Consider the following 16,671-nt stretch of genomic DNA (forward strand, 5'->3'; position numbering starts at 1 on the left):
GGGTCAGCCGACCCTGCGGGCGGTGTGGATGCGGTACTCCCACGGCAGGACCGTTCCGGACGTGCCCCGGTCGAAGCGGGTGGCGACCGCGGCGAGGTCCCGGTCCAGCGCCGCGACCTCGTCGGGGTCGGCGCCGAGCGCACGGTAGGTCGCGATGGTGGGCCCGTCGACGGTCTTCCAGTGGTCGCGCCAGGCCTGCGGGGTCGGGAACCGGTCGACGCGGAGCACCCCCGGCGTCGCCGCGACGTCGGTGACGCGGTCGCCGAGCAGCCTGCGGACGTAGCGGTCGTCGCCCCACCGGACCGGGGAGAGCGCACCCGTCGGCGGCGGCGCGGCGTAGGGCCCCAGCGCGCGGAACAGCTCCCCGACGAACCCGTCGCTCGTCCAGTTCAGCAGGGCGATCGTGCCACCGGGGCGGCACGCCCTGACCAACTCGTCCACGGCCTGTTGATGGTGCGGCGCGAACATCGCACCCACGCACGACAGGACGACGTCGAACGCCCCGTCGGGGTAGGGCAGCGCCTCGGCGTCGCCCTCGTCCCACTCGACCGTCACCCCGTGCCGGGCGGCGAACGCCCGCCCGGCCGCAAAGAGCTCGGGGGTCAGGTCGACGGCGACGACCCGGGCACCGGTCAGCGCCGCCGGAACTGCCGCGTTGCCGGTTCCCGCCGCCACGTCGAGCACCCGGTCCCCGGCTCGCACGCCGGCGGCCGACACCAGCGCGGGGCCGAGCTCCGCGATCAGCTCGGCCGCGACCCGGGGGTAGTCACCGAGCGCCCACATGGCGCGGTGGCGCGCCTTGAGGGCGCGGTCGTCGATCGTGTCGGTCGTCGTCGGGGTCGTCGTCGGGGTCGTCGTCGGGGTCGTCGTAGGGGTCATCGTCGTTCTCCTCGGCTCGGTCGACCCGTCGTGGCGCGGGTCGCGATGTCCGGGACGCTAGGAGCGCCGACCCCGGGGTTCGTCGGGAGGAACACCCCCATCTCGTCGGGGACCACCCATGCCGGGAGGGGTTCCCGGGCCGGGGGTAGGGACCCGGCCCGGACGTGGGTGGTCCGCGACGAAGGATGGGGAGATCCTCCGACGTGGCCGCTGGGGTCGCGCTCCTACCGTTCTGGTCGTGAGCGGCGATGGTCGCCACAGCGACGGTCGCCGCGCACGGCTGGACCATCCGGCCTGCTCACGAACCCACCCGACACCCAGAGGGGGCGGAGCCCGTCATGCCCACCTTCCTGATCGAGCGCAACATCCCCGGCGCCGCACAGCTCACGCGCGAGCAGCTGCGCGACATCGCCCGCACGTCCAATGCGGTCGTGGACGGTCTGGACACCGACTACACGTGGAACTTCAGCTACGTGGCCGGCGACAAGATCTACTGCGTGCACGAGGCCGAGGACGCCGAGACCGTGCGGGAGCACGCGCGACGCGGGGGCTTCCCGGCGGACGTCGTCGTCGAGATCGCCGACCGGTTCGGGCCGGCGACGGCGACGGAGTGACGGCGCGGATGCCGGGACCGGTCACCCGACGTGTGACCGGACCCGGCCCTGCCGTCCGTGCGCGGCCTGCGGCCGAGGACTCACCACGCGACCTCGGCACCGACCGGCCGGTGGTCGCTGCCGGTCGACGGCAGCACCCACGACGCCTGCGCCGTCACACCACGGACCAGGATCTGGTCGGACCGCACGACGGGGAACGCCGACGGCCACGTGAAGCCGAACCCCTGTCCGGCGGCCTCCTGGGCCGGTCGCAGCCGTGAGGTGAGGCCGGCGAACGCGCGGTCGTCCATCGTGCCGTTCAGGTCCCCGAGCAGCACCACCCGCTGGTCGGGCTCGGCGGCGACGGCCTCGGCGAGCGTCTGTACACCGGCGTTGCGGCTCTCCGTCCAGAAGCCGTTGCGGGGGAACACCCGCACCGACCCGAGATGCGCGACGTACACGGCGAGCGGGCCGTGGTCCGTGGTCACCGTGGCGCGCAGCGCCCGGGTCGTGTCCATGGCGACGTCGACCGGCCGCACGTCCGACAGCGGCAGCCTGCTCCACAGTCCGACCGTGCCCTGCACCGTGTGGAACGGGTACGCCGCCGCCAGCTCGTGCTCGTAGGTGGGGAGCGCCTTCGGGGTCAGCTCCTCGAGTGCCAGCAGGTCCGCGCCCGAGGAGACCAGGTCACGGGCCGTGCCGGCCGCGTCCGTGTTGGCAGCGTCGACGTTGTGCGTGACGACCCGAAGACCACCGCCCGGGTGCGACTTGTCGATCAGCAACCCGCCGAAGAGGCTCAGCCACACGACGACCGGGAGCAGCAGGGCGACGCCGGCGGCGGCGGATCGGGCGCGCAGCGCCCCGATCGCCAGCAGGGGCACGAAGAGCCCGAACCACGGCAGGAACGTCTCCACCAGGCTGCCGAGGTTCCCCACCCGGTTCGGCACCCACGCGTGCAGCATGAGCACGAGACCCAGCAGCAGCGCGAGCGTCGCGACGACCCGGCCGCGTCGCCACGTCCCGCCGGCGCTGCGTGTGAGGACGGCGGTCATTCCCGCATCCTCGGGTCGTCCGTGGGGTCGGCGTAGAGCGGCGGGCAGCCACTGTGGACGGCGGCGGGACGCAGCTCGAAGTGCCACGGCTCGTTGCGATAGACCCGGCACAGCCCGTACCCGGCGCCGTGCGCGGACAGCCATGCCGCGGACTCGGCCGGGCCGATGTCGACGGCGTCGCCCGACACGTGCGGCGAGGTGTCCGCGGTGGCGACCCACCGCGCGGCCTCCCGTTCGGAACCGTACGTGGCGACGGCCTCGCGCAGCAGCTGCTCCTGGTACCGCGGTGAACGCCAGCCGCTGTTGACGGAGAACCCGATCCCGCTGCGCCCGGCGTCCGCCGCAGCCCGCCGGACGGACGCGAGCAGCCCCGGATCGAGCCTCGCGACCGCCGGTACGTCGTCGAAGATCGTCGTGCCGTCGGGGACGACGCCGTCGTCCTCGTCGGCGGCCGCGTCCGGAGGGGACCCGCGCGGGACGTCGGCCACGGGGCCGGTGGCACGCGACGGTCGCGCGGACGCATCGGACGCGGCGCCGTCGGTCACGACCAGCGACACGACACCGAGGACGACCACCACGACGACGAGGACGGCCGCGGTGACGGTCCCCGGCCGGGGTGGGCGCTCGGATGTTCGTGCGGGTCCGGGGTAGGTCATGCCTCCAGGCAAGACCGCGTCGTGTTGCCGGCGCGTATCTGGATCTCGATATGCCGACGATACGTCCCGGCTCGTAGCATCGGGATCTTGTGCGCGTACTGATCGTCGAGGACGAGCCCCTGCTGGCCGAGGCCATCCGCGACGGTCTGCGCCTGGAGGCGATAGCCGGTGACATCGCGGGGGACGGCGACACCGCCCTGGAGCTGCTCAGCGTCAACGCCTACGACATCGCGGTCCTCGACCGCGACGTCCCCGGCCGCTCCGGCGACGAGGTCGCCGCGCACATCGTCGCCTCCGGGAGCGGCACGCCCATCCTGATGCTCACCGCCGCCGACCGGCTCGACGACAAGGCCAGCGGCTTCGGCCTCGGTGCCGACGACTACCTCACGAAGCCGTTCCACCTGCGTGAGCTCGTGCTCCGGCTCCGGGCGCTCGACCGCAGGCGCACGCGCAGCAGGCCGCCCGTGCGGGAGGTCGCCGGGCTGCGGTTGGACCCGTTCCGGCGCGAGGTCTTCCGCGACGGTCGCTACGTGGCGCTCACGCGCAAGCAGTTCGCCGTGCTCGAGGTCCTCGTCTCCGCCGACGGCGGCGTCGTCAGCGCGGAGGAGCTGCTGGAGCGGGCGTGGGACGAGAACGCCGACCCGTTCACCAACGCCGTCCGCATCACCGTCTCGGCGCTGCGCAAGCGCCTCGGCGACCCGCCGATCATCGCCACGGTCACGGGCGTCGGCTACCGGATCGACACCGAGCGCAGCTTGCCGGAGCGAGCAGACGACACCGAGCGCAGCTTGCCGGAGCGAGCAGACGACACCCGGAGCTGAGGGGACGCGGTATGCAGAGGACGCCGGGACTCAGCGTTCGTCTGAAGCTCACCCTGAGCTACGCGGCGTTCCTCGTGCTCGCGGGTGTCCTGCTCCTCGGGGTGGTGTGGATCTTCCTGCTGCGGGACGTCCGCCTCCGCTTCCTCGTGCCCAACCTCGACAACCTGCCGCGGATCATCGAGCCCGCCAGCTTCGGTCCCGCGGTCTTCGGCACCGCGGCGGCCGCGGTCATGGCCTTCCTGCTGGTCTTCGGCCTCGTCGGTGGGTGGGTGCTCGCCGGCCGCATGCTGGCCCCGCTCAACCGGATCACCGAGGCCACCCGCGCGGTGGCGCGCGGATCGCTCTCGCACCGGATCCGGCTACCGGGCCGCAGCGACGAGTTCCGCGACCTCGCCGACGCGTTCGACGCGATGGTCGCGCAGCTCGACGCGCACGTCGCCGAACAGCGACGGTTCGCGGCCAACGCCTCCCACGAGCTGCGCACCCCGCTGGCGATCACCCAGACGCTCCTCGACGTGGCCCGCAAGGACCCGGACCACGACACGGGTCTGCTCGTCGACCGGCTGCACGCCGTCAACGCACGGGCCATCGACCTCACCGAGGCACTGCTCGTCCTGAGCCGAGCCGACCAGAGGTCCTTCGACGACGAACCCCTCGACCTGTCGCTCGTCGCGGAGGAAGCCGTCGAGACGCTCCTGCCCCTCGCCGACGAGCGTGGCGTCACCGTCACCGCCGACGCCGCGGCCGCCCCGACGACGGGCTCCCCCGCGCTCCTGCTGCAGCTGACGACGAACCTCGTCCACAACGCGATCGTCCACAACCTGCCCGCCCACGGCAGCGTGCAGGTCGTGACCCGCGCCGAGCCCGACGGGGTGACGCTCACCGTGGAGAACACCGGCGACAGGCTCGCCCCCGACCTCGTGTCCACTCTCACCGAGCCGTTCCAACGCGGCACCGAACGCGTCCGCGCCGACCACCCGGGCGTCGGTCTCGGCCTCGCGATCGCCAGGAGCATCTGCGACGCGCACGGCGGCACGCTCACGCTCGTCCCGTTGGCCGCCGGCGGGCTGGGCGTCGCGGTACGGCTACCCGCGAGGGCCGCGTGATCCCGTGACGACGGGGCCCGGGACCGCTGCCGGTCACCCGGGCGCACGGGGTCCCCGCCCGTCGCCGACGGGGCGGTGCGCCGCGCGCGGCGCGGGCTACCGGGTTTCCGGCTTCCGCCAGAAGGTGGCCAGCTGCGTGGCCGCCCCGGCCAGCCCGAGTGTCGCCGCGAGCGCGGCCGCCCGTCCGCCGCCGACCCGCCGGTCGAGGCCGACGGCATGGTCGACGCTGAGCCGTCCCGGCCCGATCCCGGCCAGTGCGACGGCACCCGCGGCGAGGTTCGTGACGTACTCCCAGCCCTCGGCGGTGATGAAGAAGCCGTTGCGCGCGTGCACGCTGCGCGCCGCGACGGCCATCGTCCCGACGACGGCAGCAGCCGCGAGCGGCGTCGCCGCGCCCGCGAGGAGCAGCGCACCGGACCCGATCTCCACGGCCGCGCTGGCGCGCGCCTGCAGCGCGGGGTTCCGGAAGCCGATCGACCCGAACCACCGTGCGGTGCCCTCGAGGCTGGTCCCGTGCTTGTACCCGTGGGCGATCATGGTCCCGCCGATCGCCACCCGCAACACCGCGCTCGCGACGTCGCCACCCACAGCACGCACATGCCCAGCGCCCATCGAAGTCCTCACGCTCTCGTCGTCCGCCCGGTCGGGCGAAAGATCCATGTTGTCAGGACCTCCACCACCGGACGACCGGGTTCGTCGCGAGCGTCACACCGCGTGGTCGGACCGGACGGGCGCGTGCGCGCAGCAACGGGCCGGTGGACCGTGGTCACGCGGCCGAGCGGTCGGGCCCGGGTGCTCGACGTCGGCCCAGGTGAGCGACGCGCACCGCTCGCGCGCCCCCGAAGCTCACGTGGCCGTCGGCGGGCTCCCCTCGGCAGCATCGGCCCGGCGGCGGGCGACGACGTACTTCACCGCTTCCGTCGCCAGGAACGCGGTGACCACGGCGATCAGGACCGGCGCGGTCTGCAGCGCGCCGATCTGTGTCACGAACGCGGTGAGCAGCACCATCGAGAACGGGGCCGGTGCGAGTGCACCCGGCACGGCCGCGAGCAGGCACGTGAAGGCCAGGCCCAGCGGCATGCCCGGCAGCACCTCGTGGACGAGGACCCCGGCGGTTCCGCCGATGAACAACGCCGGGAAGATCGGCCCCCCGATGAACCCGCTCGCCTGGCTCACCGCGAACGTGAACTGCTTGGCGAGGACCAGGACGATCAGCAGCCCGATGCCCAGGGTCCCCGCACCGTCGAGCACGGTCCCGAGCTGGTCGCTGCCGGTGAACATCGTCAGCGGCAGGATCACACCGACGACCCCGAAGAGGGTCCCGCCGAGCGTGGTCCGGACGACGCCGGGGAGCTTCACCGTCTCGAACACCCGCGAGACCAGCTGCATGATCGCCACCAGCAGCGCAACGACGACCACCGCGAACAGGCCCAGCGCGACCCCGGCCAGCAGCTGCCAGTCCTCGTACCCGTACTGCGGCACCCGGTAGGCGTCCAGGAACACCGCACCGGCGATGGCGAAGTAGACGCCGAACGAGACGCTCGACGCGACGATCTGCCCGACGAGTGCCTTGCCGAACCGCTGCCCACCGGGGCGGGCGAGCTCCATGATGAACATGACCACGATGACCGTGCTGGAGAACAGCCCGCCGTAGGCTCCTGCGAACCCGGACAGGGTGTTGAGCTGCGAGTCCTCGTCGTTGAGCCGGCGTCGCCGGGAGATCCAGCTCCCCGCCCCGCCCCCGATGGTGCCGAGGGCCTTCTCCGGGCCCAGGCTCGCCCCGCCGATCAGCGACACGGCCGAGACGAGCGTGACCCCCGGTACCAGTCGCGGGTCGACCTTCCCCTCCTGCAGGTCGGTGATCAGACCGGGGAGCTGCTCGGGCAGCCGCAGTAGCCGGCGCAGCACGCCGACGACCAGCCCGGCCGCCGCGGTGACCCCCACCCACCACCAGTGGCCCCCGAACCAGCCGTGATTCGAATCGTCGTACCAGCGCCCCCCGAGATCGATCACACCCATGAACACGAGGCTGACGAACGCACCGAAGACGCCGAGCGCGATTCCGTATCCCACGAGGACCCAGAACTCGCGATTCTGGGTGAACGGCGGCGCCGGCACGGAATCAGACATCGCACTCATCGCGGACCTTACCCGATGTCATCGCGCTCGGCTCCTTCGGCGTCGGTCAGATTCCCGGGCGGGCCCTTGTCGGCACCGGACGTTTTCCGGCAGCCCCGGAATGGTGCAGTCGACTTTCGGTCGGCTGCCCGCGGCCACAAGAGTGGGTCGACACGCGGACGGAGGGCTCACCCGGTGCGGGTGATGCGTCTCACGACGGCTCTGGTGACGGTCGAACGTCCTTCGGAGAAGAGCCACGGGGAGGCGGCCGGACGTGCTCGCGACGTCGCTCGACCCCCTCGCGATCACGGCCCTCGACCCGCTCGGATGGGCCCGCGCGCAGATGGCGCTCACCCTGATGTTCCACATCGTCCTGGTGCCGCTCGGGGTGTCGTGGGCGTTCATGACGCTGATCGCGAACTACCGGGCCCTCAAGCACCACGACCGGGACGCGCTGATGCTGGCGCAGCGCTGGTCGAAGTACATGGCGGTCACCTTCGCGGTGGGTGCGGTCACCGGTACGGTGCTGAGCTTCGAATTCGGCCTCCTGTGGCCGCGGTTCATGGACCAGTGGGGCGAGGCCTTCGGCGTCCCCTTCGCGTTCGAGGGAATCTTCTTCTTCACCGAAGCGATCTTCATCGCCATCTACATCTACGGATGGCGGCGCCTCACCCCGTGGACACATTTCTGGTCGGGCGTTCCCATTGTCGTCGCCGGGATATTCGGCAGCATTTCGGTGGTCGCCGCCAACGCGTGGATGAATGCGCCGGCCGGCTTCACGACAGGCTCCGACGGAAGCGTCGTCGCGGTGGACCCGGTGCGGGTGATCTTCAACGACTCCATGCCGCTGCAGGCCGCGCACATGCTCGTCGCGGCCTACCTCGTCGGGGGATTCCTCGTCGCGTCCGTGTACGCCACGGCCATGCTGCGGGGCCGCACCGACCGGTACCACCGGTCGGCCTTCCTCATCTCGTTCAGCGTCGCGGCCGTCGCCGCACCGATCCAGATGGGCGTCGGCGACTCGCTCGCCCGCTGGGTGTACGACAACCAGCCGGTCAAGTTCGCGGCGATCGAACTGGTACCCACCACCAGCAGCGACGTCCCCGAGACGCTCCTCGGCCGGCTCGACGCGGACGGAACGGTCAGCGGCGGCATCCCGATCCCCGGGCTGGCGTCGTGGCTGTCGGACCCGAGCACCGGGCGTGCGACCGTGGTGCAGGGGCTGGACACCGTGCCCCCCGACGCGCGACCGACCGTCGGCCAGGTCAACATCGTCCACCTGAGCTGGGACGTCATGGTGGGGCTGGGGACGCTGCTCTTCCTGCTGGCCGCCTGGTACGGCCTGACCTGGCTCTTCCGGCGCCGAATGCCGAGGAGCCGGTTGTTCCTGGTCGCGGCGGCCACGTCGGGTGTGCTCGCCGTGATCGCGATGGAAGCCGGCTGGATCGTGACCGAGGTCGGCCGCCAACCGTGGATCGTCTACGGGCTGATGAAGGTCGAGGACGCCGTCACGGGCAACACGGGGGTCTGGCTCTCGTTCATCGTGATCGCCCTCGTGTACCTCGCGGTGGGCATCACCACCGTCCTCGTGCTGCGCGCGATGAGCAGACGGTTCCGCAGGGCGGGTGGCTTCGTCGACCACGACGCGCCGTACGCACCGAGCGAACCGCCGACGCCCTCGGTGCCCGAGCAGGAGGAGGTCCGGTGAGCACCGCGGTCGCCGTGGTGCTGCTGGTGGCGGTGATCGCCTACGCGGTGCTGGGCGGCGCGGACTTCGGGGCCGGTTTCTGGGACCTGACGGCGGGCGGCCCGCAGCGCGGCGCGCGTCCGCGCGACCTCGTCGAGCGCGCGATCGGGCCCGTCTGGGAGGCCAACCACGTCTGGTTGATCTTCATTCTGGTCATCCTGTGGACGTCGTTCCCGGAGGCCTACGCCTCGATCACCCTGACCCTGTTCGTCCCGATGATGATCGCGGCCCTCGGCATCGTGCTGCGGGGAGCGAGCTTCGCGTTCCGCAAGACGGTCGTCGCCCTGCGATACCGGCGCATCTTCGGTGCGGCGTTCGCCGCCTCGTCGGTACTGGTCCCGTACTGCATGGGGGCGATCGTGGGCGGTATCGCGTCCGGACGGGTACCGGCCGGAGGCGTCGCGGGCGATCCCGCGCGCAGCTGGATCAACCCGACGTCCGTGGTGGGTGGGGTGCTGGCCGTGGCCGCGGCGGCGTACCTGGCCGCGGTCTACCTGGTACAGGACGCCCGGAGGCTGGACGAGCCGGACATGGCTCAGCACTTCCGCCGCCGGGCGCTCGTGTCGGCGGTCGCGGTGGCGGTGATCGCCGCGGCCGGGGCGTTCGTGCTCCGGGCCGACGCCGGCCACCTGTTCGACGGCCTGACGTCGCGCGCCCTGCCCGCGGTGATCGTCAGCGGCGTCTGCGGCGTCGGCGCCCTCGTCCTGCTGCATCGGGACGCCTCCCGCGGCGCCCGCGCACTCGGCGTCGTCGCGGTGGCCGCCGCCGTCGCCGCATGGGGTCTCGCGCAGTCGCCGTACGTCCTGCCCGAGAGCCTGACGTTTTCCGCGGCGGCGGCTCCGACCGGCACGCTGACCGCGGTGCTGGTGGCCGCGGTGCTCGCCGTCGTCGTCGTGGTGCCCGGTTTCGTGCTGCTGTTCGTCCTCGACCGGCGCGGCCTCCTGCCCGCCGAGGGACTCGAGGACGAGGCCGACGACGTCCTGGAAGAGCGCCCCCGCCAACGGACCCACTCGTCCGGTCACGACGGCGCATGATCGAAGGAGTCAGGAAATGAGCCTCACGAGCTCGCCCTTCCCGCCGATCGCCGACTACGCGTTCCTGTCGAACTGCCACACGGGCGCGCTGGTCGCCCCGGACGGTTCTGTCGACTGGTTGTGCGTGCCGGCCTTCGACTCACCGAGCGTGTTCGGCAACCTCCTCGACCGCGGCGCGGGCTCCTTCCGGTTCGGGCCCTACGGCATCAACGTGCCGACCGCCCGGAACTACGTACCGGGCACCAACGTGATGACCACGACCTGGCACATACCCGGCGGGTGGCTGCTCGTCCACGACGCCCTGACCATGGGGCCGCGCCGGGGACCGGACACCGTCACGCCGCACACCAGGCCACCCACCGACGACGACGGCGAGCACCTCCTCGTGCGGACGGTCGAGTGCCTCGAGGGCTCGGTCGAGATCGAACTGGTCTGCGAGCCGGCGTTCGACTACGGCCGGGAGCCGGCCGAGTGGACGCTGATCGACGGGGACGGCCACGCCGCCGACGCCACCGGAGCCGGGTCGACGATCCGGTTGAGCACCGATCTGTCGATCGGGATCGAACAGGGATCGGCCCGGGCCCGGCACGTCCTCACCCAGGGCGAGCGCGCCTTCTGCTCCCTGTCGTGGGCCGAGGGCCTCGCCGCTCCGACGGACACCGACGACGCGAGCGCCCGCATCGACACGACGGTGCGGTTCTGGCGCAGTTGGCTCGCCAGGGCGCGAATTCCCGACCACTCGCTGCGGCACCCCGTCGAGCGGGCGGCGCTCACGATCAAGGGCCTGACCTACATGCCCACGGGCGCGACCGTCGCGGCGCTGACGACCTCTCTCCCGGAGACGCCCGGCGGCGAGCGCAACTGGGACTACCGCTACACGTGGATGCGCGACAGCACCTTCACCCTGCAGGCACTCCACTTCCTCCTGCTCGACTGGGAGGCCGACGAGTTCATGCAGTTCGTCGCCGACGTCGAACCGACCGACGACGGCAGCCTGCAGATCATGTACGGGATCGACGGCCGTCGGGACCTCACCGAGTCGACACGCGACGAGCTGTCGGGCTACGAGGGCGCGCACCCGGTCCGGATCGGCAACGGCGCCTTCGACCAGCGCCAGAACGACGTCTACGGCGCGGTGCTCGACTCCCTGCTGCTGCACACCCGGCGCAGCCGGCACCTGCCCCGGCGGCTGTGGCCGCTCGTGCAGTCCCAGGCGGCGGGTGCCGTCGCGGCATGGCGGGACCCGGACCAGGGGATCTGGGAGGCGCGCGGCAAGCCCCAGCACTACGTGTCGTCGAAGCTGATGTGCTGGGTCGCCCTGGACCGGGCCGCCAAGCTGGCGGGGATCCGCGGCGACGACAAGCTGCAGGCGTCCTGGCACGAGACCGCGGAGGAGATCCGGGCCGACATCCTCGCGAACGGCGTCAGCGACCGCGGCGTCCTGCGTCAGCACTACGACACCGACGCGCTCGACGCCTCCACGCTGCTCGCCCCGCTGTTCGGTTTCCTCCCCGGGAGCGACGAACGGATCCGGAACACGGTCGACGCGATCTCCTCGGAGCTGACCGAGAACGGGTTCGTCCTGCGCTACGTCACCGACGAGACCGACGACGGGCTCTCGGGGAAGGAGGGGACCTTCCTCATCTGCAGCTTCTGGCTGGTGTCGGCGCTGACCATGGTCGGCGAGATGCGCCGGGCGACCGACCTCATGGAGCGCCTCCTGCGGGTCGCCTCGCCGCTCGGGCTCTACGCCGAGGAGTTCGAGGTCGACCGCGCCCGCCACCTCGGCAACTTCCCGCAGGCCTTCTCCCACCTCGCCCTCATCGAGGCCGCCGGCCGGATCATCCTCGCCGACCGGCTCGAGGAGTGGTCGGGATGAGCACCACCCGCTCGGTCACCGCGCCCGTGCTCGTCCTGGGCGGCGGGATGGCCGGGGTCGAGTGCGCGCGCACGCTCGGCGACGAGGGGGTCGACGTCCTGCTGGTGGACCGCAACGACTACCACCAGTTCCAACCGCTGCTCTACCAGGTGGCGAGCTCCCAGCTGCCCGCCGAGGACGTCGCCAGACCGCACCGGGTGATCTTCGCGGACTACCCGTCGGTGGAGCTGCGGACCGCGGAGGTGGACACCGCCGACCTGTCCCGGCGGACGCTGGTGCTCGGCGACGGGAAGACCCTGTCGGGCTCGTTCCTGGTGATGGCGGCCGGAGCGCGGCCGAACTTCTTCGGCGTACCCGGCGCGGCCGAGCACGCGTTTCCCCTCTACTCGGTGGCCGACGCGGAGCGGCTGCGGCTGCACCTGCAGCGGCTGCTGCAGGCGGCCGTCGACAGCGGCGGTTCCGCGGAGCCCGGAGCGCTCGACGTCGTGGTCGTGGGTGGGGGCCCGACCGGGGTCGAGACCACCGGCGCGCTCGCCGAGCTGATGCAGGCCCTGCAGCACACCGGCAGGCTCGACCCCGCGGGCACGATCACCCTCGTCGACCGCTCGCCGACGCTGCTTGGCCAGTTCTCGGACAAGGCCCACGCCTACGCCCTGCGGAAGCTCACCGACGTCGGCGTGCAGGTCAAGCTCCGGGCCGGCGTCACCGCGGTGCACCCCGACCGGGTCGAGTTCGACGACTCCTCCACGGTGGCGGCGCGGACCGTCGTGTGGGGTGGCGGCGAGTCGGGATCGGCTGTCGCGCAGGCGCTCGGGCCCGTCGTCGGCCACGGTGGCCGGATCGACGTGCGCCCCGACCTGACCGTCGACGGCCACCCGGGTGTCTACGCGGTGGGCGACGTCGCGAACATCCCGGCGCGGCACGGGGACGCGCGGGCGCTGCCGCAGCTCGGGTCGGTGGCACAGCAGTCGGGCCGGTGGGCGGCGGAGAACATCCTGCGTGAGCTGCGGGGCGAACCCACGAAGCCCTTCGGGTACAAGGACAAGGGGATCATGGCGATGATCGGCCGCAACGCCGCCGTCGCCGAGATCGGCAGGCATCGGCACCAGGTCGAGGGACCCATCGCCTTCGCGGCGTGGCTCGGGGTCCACGCCATGCTGCTGAGCGGCGTCCACAGCAGGACCGACGCGTTCCTGTCCTGGGCCTGGGACTACTTCGACCGCGACCACGCCGCCACCGTCGAGGTGTCGACGACACCACGGCGGATCGCCTGGGGCGACGACGACGAGGACGTCCCGCACATCTCGCTGGACCGTCCCGGGCCGGCCCGGACGGCGGCGACGACATGAGACGACGGACGGGGGGACGGGCGTGAGCGACGACCGGCACTACGAGGTGATCCTCATCGACTGGTCCCTGGGCTGCGACGACTTCGTGGGCAGCGACGACGTCGACTACCCGCTCGGCGGCAAGTCCGACGCCGGGCAGATCCGGGCCGACGCCCCGCACCGGGCGGGGCGGCTCGCCCCGGAGATGCCGTCACTGACGGCCATCGCCAACGCGCTGCGGGTGGGCGACCACCTGATCGAACGACTCGGATGACGGAGAGGACGCCCACATGACGAACACAGCCGGACCGGACCGGGTGGACGCGTTGGTCATCTTCGGCGCGACCGGAGACCTCGCCAAGCTGGAGACGTTCCCCGCCCTGGTCGGCCTGGTCGACCGGGGAGTGCTGAACGTGCCCGTGATCGGGGTCGCGAGGAGCGGGTGGGACGTCGGCCGGTTCCGCGAGTACGCCGTCGCGTCGCTGCGGCTCAACGACATGGACCCGGACAGCGCCGCGGCCAGGAAGATGATCGGGCTGCTGCGCTACGTCGACGGCGACCTCGACGACCCGGCCACCTACGCCGCGATGTCGGACGAGATCGGCGACGGGACCCGGGCGCTGTTCTACCTCGAGGTGCCCCCGGTCCTGTTCGCGCGCATCGCGAAGGGGATCTCCGAGGCCGGGCGGGCGGACGGGGCCCGGGTGATGGTGGAGAAGCCCTTCGGGACCGACCTGGCCAGTGCGCGGCAGCTGAACGAGACGATGCGCGGGTTCTTCCCCGAGGACGCGGTCTACCGCGTCGACCACTGGCTCGGGCTGGACCCGCTCAACAACGTGCTGGTGGCCCGGTTCGCCAACTCGATCCTCGAGCCGCTCCTCAACCGCACCCACGTCGCCGGCATCCAGATCACCATGGCCGAGGCCTTCGACGTCGCCGACCGCGGCCGGTTCTACGACCGCACCGGCGCGATCCGGGACGTGGTGCAGAACCACATGCTGCAGGTGCTGGCCAGCGTGCTCGCCGACCCGCCGACCGGGGAGGGCGTCGACTCGTGGCTCGACGCCAAGACCAGGGTCATCAGCGCGCTGCGCCCGCTGACGCCCGCCGACGTGGTCCGCGGCCAGTACGAGGGTTACCTCGACGTGCCGGGCGTCGAGCCGGGCTCGACGACGGAGAGCTACGTCGCCGTCCGGCTCACGATGGACTCGTGGCGCTGGGCCGGCGTCCCCATTCTCATCCGGGCGGGGAAGACGATGCCGGTCACGGCCACCGAGGTCGCCATCCGGTTCCGCCCGCCACCGCACGACATCTTCGGCGTCCGGAGCACGGCGATGGCGAACGCGATGCGGTTCCGGATCTGGCCCGAGGCACGCATCTCGCTCGACCTCGCCGGGAAGAAGCCGGGCGCGGGCCGGGTCCCGCAGCTGCAGGAACTGTCCTTCGCCGAGGAACCCGGATCGGACATGCGGCCCTACGACCGGCTCATCGGCGCGGCCCTGGACGGGAACCGGCTGCCCTTCGCCCGGCAGGACGCCGTCGAGGCCGCCTGGCGGGTCGTCGACCCGGTGCTCGACGACGTCGTGCCCGTGCACACCTATCCACGCGGCAGCTGGGGCCCGAAGGAGGCCGACGCCCTGCTGCCCGACGGGCAGGAGTGGCACGACCCGACCGGCTGATCCCCGGGGTTCCGCGCAGCACGGCAGGCCAGGTGCGCACCCGTCGCCGCGCCGCCACGACCCTCGTCAGCCGGTTCAGGCCGGGGCGGCGCTGTCCGCAGCAGAGACCGCGGACGGCTGCGCCGCGGGGTCCATCCACATGACCTGCCATCCGTGGCCGTCGAGGTCGAAGAAGCTCCGCGAGTACATGAAGCCGTGGTCCTCGGCGCCGTCCGCCTCGGTGCCGCCCGCGGCGAGCGCCGCGGCCGAGACCGTGTCGACGTCGTCCCGCGTCGACACGCTGAAGCAGTAGAGGCCGAGCGTGTGCGTCCTCGGATCGGCGAGGGGCAGCTTCGCGAACTGCGCGAAGGTCGTGCGACCGAGCAGCATCACGTACGCCTGTTCACCGACGAGCATGCAGGCGGCGTTCTCGTCGGTGAACGCGGGGTCGAAGCCGAACCCGAGCTGCGCGAAGAACGCCTTGCTGCGCTCGAGGTCGGCGACGGGGAGGTTGACGAACAGCATCCGTCCGGGGTGGGCGGGCACGGCCATGACGGGCTCCAGTCGAGACGGTTCGATGGGTACGCCGTTACGACCGGCCGGGCCCACGGAACTCATCGCCCGGCTGCCGACCCGCGCACTCAGCAGTCGCGCCGGCGGAGCCGGTGGACGCGGACCTCGGGGTGAGCGGTGTCGATCGTGCTGACCGTGGCCCACTGCCGGCACGCGTCCAGGAACTCACGGGCCGGCGGGCGGTCCTGGTCGGCGATCCACACCTCGCCCGTGCCGCGGACCAGCTGGGGCAGGAGGTCGGCGAGCGCCACCAGTGAGCCGTGGTCGTAGAGCACGTCGGCGGCGAGGACCAGGTCCCACGGGGCCCCCGCGACCGCCGACCAGGGATCGGACCAGTCGCACCGCGCCACCTCCAGCCGAATTCCGTTCCGCTCGGCGTTGTGGGCGGCGAACACGAGGGCGCCGGGCGCGTGATCAGTGGCCAGGACCCTGGCCCCGCCCTGGGCCGCGGCGAGGCTGGGCAGGGCCAGGCCGCAGCCGAGCTCGAGCACCCGCGCACCGCCGACGTCCCGGCGTGCGACGACCGAGGCGAGCTCGATCCCACTCGGCCACGGCTGGGCCCAGTACGGCGGCTCGGTCCCGTCCTTGCCGAAGTTCAGCCGGTAGATCCGGTCGAGCGCGTCCAGGGGGTGGGCGAGCTCGATGCGTCCGGTCGGCAGTTCGACGACGCTGTGCCCCACGTCGTGCGGGTCGGCGTCCGCGCCCGCGCCGGGTGCGTCGCCGTAGAGGGTGAATCCGCTTGTGGCGGAGGGCATGAAGGCCTCGGGTTCCTGGTGGGGGCGGCCGGCGCGGGGACTCGTCGGGCGATCGGACGACGCGCCTCGACGGACGTGCTGAGATCTCGACTGTACGCACAACACGCGGCGGGTCGTGCCGCGCGGTCCGGCGAACCCCGCAGTCGCCGCCGCCGAACCGCATCCGCACGATGTGGGCCTCCCGGTCCGACAGCGTGGCGAGGACCTCGACGATCTCGCCGCGGCGATCGGCGTCCAGCGCGAGCGTGAGGGGTTGGGCGGCGTGCGCGTCGGCGAGCAGCTCGCCGAGGGAGACGCTGCCGTCGTCGGTCAGCCGCGAAGGTGGATCGCGAAAGGAAGTTCCGCGGCCGGGAAAGATCTGTCGAGAAAGTTCCCGCAGCCGGGAACTTCTTGCCGCCGTTCGACGTTCTACGTCCAGGTCGTTCGGTTTTCGAGGTCCGTGTCCTGCACGCTCGCGAGAACACGCGGTGGC

Annotated in this window: 16 protein-coding genes; 9 read left to right on the forward strand and 7 right to left on the reverse strand. The window is 72.3% G+C overall.

Features of this window, described 5'->3' with window-relative positions; translation table 11 throughout:
• Positions 1-3: 3 nt before the first annotated feature.
• Positions 4-879, reverse strand: a complete 876-nt coding sequence (locus PSD17_RS04685; RefSeq protein ID WP_339121762.1) for a class I SAM-dependent methyltransferase — start codon at positions 877-879, stop codon at positions 4-6.
• 338 nt (positions 880-1,217) lie between these two features.
• Here PSD17_RS04685 and PSD17_RS04690 point away from each other — a divergent pair, with 338 nt between their 5' ends.
• Positions 1,218-1,493 carry a DUF4242 domain-containing protein gene (locus tag PSD17_RS04690; protein WP_339121764.1) on the forward strand — a complete coding sequence of 92 codons (276 nt, stop codon included), beginning with the start codon at positions 1,218-1,220 and terminating at the stop codon, positions 1,491-1,493.
• 80 nt (positions 1,494-1,573) lie between these two features.
• Here PSD17_RS04690 and PSD17_RS04695 read toward each other — a convergent pair whose 3' ends face one another.
• Positions 1,574-2,524, reverse strand: a complete 951-nt coding sequence (locus PSD17_RS04695) for an endonuclease/exonuclease/phosphatase family protein (RefSeq protein WP_013678385.1) — start codon at positions 2,522-2,524, stop codon at positions 1,574-1,576.
• Complete coding sequence (locus PSD17_RS04700) at positions 2,521-3,180, reverse strand: M15 family metallopeptidase (RefSeq protein ID WP_339121766.1); 660 nt, start codon at positions 3,178-3,180, stop codon at positions 2,521-2,523. Before PSD17_RS04700 ends, PSD17_RS04695 begins: the two co-directional genes overlap by 4 nt.
• Positions 3,181-3,269: 89 nt before the next feature.
• Between PSD17_RS04700 and PSD17_RS04705 the strand changes: the two genes are divergently transcribed.
• Together PSD17_RS04705 and PSD17_RS04710 are read left to right on the forward strand one after the other, a co-directional pair.
• The gene (locus PSD17_RS04705) at positions 3,270-4,001 is read left to right on the forward strand and encodes a response regulator transcription factor (protein ID WP_339121768.1); all 732 of its coding nucleotides are present in this window, start codon (positions 3,270-3,272) and stop codon (positions 3,999-4,001) included.
• A gap of 11 nt (positions 4,002-4,012) precedes the next feature.
• Positions 4,013-5,107 carry a sensor histidine kinase gene (locus PSD17_RS04710; protein WP_339121769.1) on the forward strand — a complete coding sequence of 365 codons (1,095 nt, stop codon included), beginning with the start codon at positions 4,013-4,015 and terminating at the stop codon, positions 5,105-5,107.
• 96 nt (positions 5,108-5,203) lie between these two features.
• Here the strand turns inward: PSD17_RS04710 and PSD17_RS04715 are convergent, their stop codons facing one another.
• Together PSD17_RS04715 and PSD17_RS04720 are read right to left on the reverse strand one after the other, a co-directional pair.
• Positions 5,204-5,719 (reverse strand): DoxX family protein, encoded by a 516-nt coding sequence (locus PSD17_RS04715; RefSeq protein ID WP_041760184.1) that lies wholly within the window; start codon positions 5,717-5,719, stop codon positions 5,204-5,206.
• Between the two features lie 234 nt (positions 5,720-5,953).
• A complete protein-coding gene (locus PSD17_RS04720; RefSeq protein WP_339121771.1) occupies positions 5,954-7,237 on the reverse strand; it encodes a chloride channel protein in 1,284 nt (427 codons plus the stop codon).
• Positions 7,238-7,499: 262 nt separating this feature from the next.
• Here PSD17_RS04720 and PSD17_RS04725 point away from each other — a divergent pair, with 262 nt between their 5' ends.
• The 6 genes from PSD17_RS04725 to zwf are packed head-to-tail and all read left to right on the forward strand — an operon-like array spanning position 7,500 to position 14,892.
• The gene (locus PSD17_RS04725; protein ID WP_013678391.1) at positions 7,500-8,933 is read left to right on the forward strand and encodes a cytochrome ubiquinol oxidase subunit I; all 1,434 of its coding nucleotides are present in this window, start codon (positions 7,500-7,502) and stop codon (positions 8,931-8,933) included.
• A complete protein-coding gene (locus PSD17_RS04730) occupies positions 8,930-10,006 on the forward strand; it encodes a cytochrome d ubiquinol oxidase subunit II (RefSeq protein ID WP_013678392.1) in 1,077 nt (358 codons plus the stop codon). The genes PSD17_RS04725 and PSD17_RS04730 overlap by 4 nt, the downstream gene beginning before the upstream one ends.
• A 16-nt stretch (positions 10,007-10,022) precedes the next feature.
• Positions 10,023-11,885 (forward strand): glycoside hydrolase family 15 protein, encoded by a 1,863-nt coding sequence (locus PSD17_RS04735; RefSeq protein WP_339121774.1) that lies wholly within the window; start codon positions 10,023-10,025, stop codon positions 11,883-11,885.
• On the forward strand, positions 11,882-13,234 hold the full coding sequence (locus PSD17_RS04740; protein WP_339121775.1) for an NAD(P)/FAD-dependent oxidoreductase: 1,353 nt from the start codon (positions 11,882-11,884) through the stop codon (positions 13,232-13,234). Before PSD17_RS04735 ends, PSD17_RS04740 begins: the two co-directional genes overlap by 4 nt.
• Positions 13,235-13,256: 22 nt before the next feature.
• A complete protein-coding gene (locus PSD17_RS04745; protein WP_339121777.1) occupies positions 13,257-13,487 on the forward strand; it encodes a hypothetical protein in 231 nt (76 codons plus the stop codon).
• Between the two features lie 16 nt (positions 13,488-13,503).
• Positions 13,504-14,892, forward strand: coding sequence for a glucose-6-phosphate dehydrogenase (gene zwf, locus PSD17_RS04750; RefSeq protein WP_339121779.1), 1,389 nt, complete (start codon positions 13,504-13,506; stop codon positions 14,890-14,892).
• A gap of 75 nt (positions 14,893-14,967) precedes the next feature.
• On the opposite strand, the gene PSD17_RS04755 is transcribed toward zwf, so the two are convergent.
• Both PSD17_RS04755 and PSD17_RS04760 read right to left on the reverse strand, forming a co-directional pair.
• Positions 14,968-15,423, reverse strand: coding sequence for a VOC family protein (locus PSD17_RS04755; protein WP_199796816.1), 456 nt, complete (start codon positions 15,421-15,423; stop codon positions 14,968-14,970).
• Between the two features lie 89 nt (positions 15,424-15,512).
• Positions 15,513-16,199, reverse strand: a complete 687-nt coding sequence (locus tag PSD17_RS04760) for a class I SAM-dependent methyltransferase (protein WP_339121782.1) — start codon at positions 16,197-16,199, stop codon at positions 15,513-15,515.
• Positions 16,200-16,671: the final 472 nt, after the last annotated feature.

It is taken from the genome of Pseudonocardia sp. D17 (assembly GCF_036984265.1).
Classification (GTDB): Bacteria; Actinomycetota; Actinomycetes; order Mycobacteriales; family Pseudonocardiaceae; genus Pseudonocardia; species Pseudonocardia benzenivorans.

Bases quoted from the DNA above. Each gene is read 5' to 3' on its own strand.
- PSD17_RS04685 (WP_339121762.1), bottom strand. From the start codon at position 879: ATGACCCCTACGACGACCCCGACGACGACCCCGACGACGACCCCGACG.
- PSD17_RS04690 (WP_339121764.1), top strand. From the start codon at position 1,218: ATGCCCACCTTCCTGATCGAGCGCAACATCCCCGGCGCCGCACAGCTC.
- PSD17_RS04695 (WP_013678385.1), bottom strand. From the start codon at position 2,524: ATGACCGCCGTCCTCACACGCAGCGCCGGCGGGACGTGGCGACGCGGC.
- PSD17_RS04700 (WP_339121766.1), bottom strand. From the start codon at position 3,180: ATGACCTACCCCGGACCCGCACGAACATCCGAGCGCCCACCCCGGCCG.
- PSD17_RS04710 (WP_339121769.1), top strand. From the start codon at position 4,013: ATGCAGAGGACGCCGGGACTCAGCGTTCGTCTGAAGCTCACCCTGAGC.
- PSD17_RS04715 (WP_041760184.1), bottom strand. From the start codon at position 5,719: ATGGGCGCTGGGCATGTGCGTGCTGTGGGTGGCGACGTCGCGAGCGCG.
- PSD17_RS04720 (WP_339121771.1), bottom strand. From the start codon at position 7,237: ATGTCTGATTCCGTGCCGGCGCCGCCGTTCACCCAGAATCGCGAGTTC.
- PSD17_RS04735 (WP_339121774.1), top strand. From the start codon at position 10,023: ATGAGCCTCACGAGCTCGCCCTTCCCGCCGATCGCCGACTACGCGTTC.
- PSD17_RS04740 (WP_339121775.1), top strand. From the start codon at position 11,882: ATGAGCACCACCCGCTCGGTCACCGCGCCCGTGCTCGTCCTGGGCGGC.
- zwf (WP_339121779.1), top strand. From the start codon at position 13,504: ATGACGAACACAGCCGGACCGGACCGGGTGGACGCGTTGGTCATCTTC.
- PSD17_RS04755 (WP_199796816.1), bottom strand. From the start codon at position 15,423: ATGGCCGTGCCCGCCCACCCCGGACGGATGCTGTTCGTCAACCTCCCC.
- PSD17_RS04760 (WP_339121782.1), bottom strand. From the start codon at position 16,199: ATGCCCTCCGCCACAAGCGGATTCACCCTCTACGGCGACGCACCCGGC.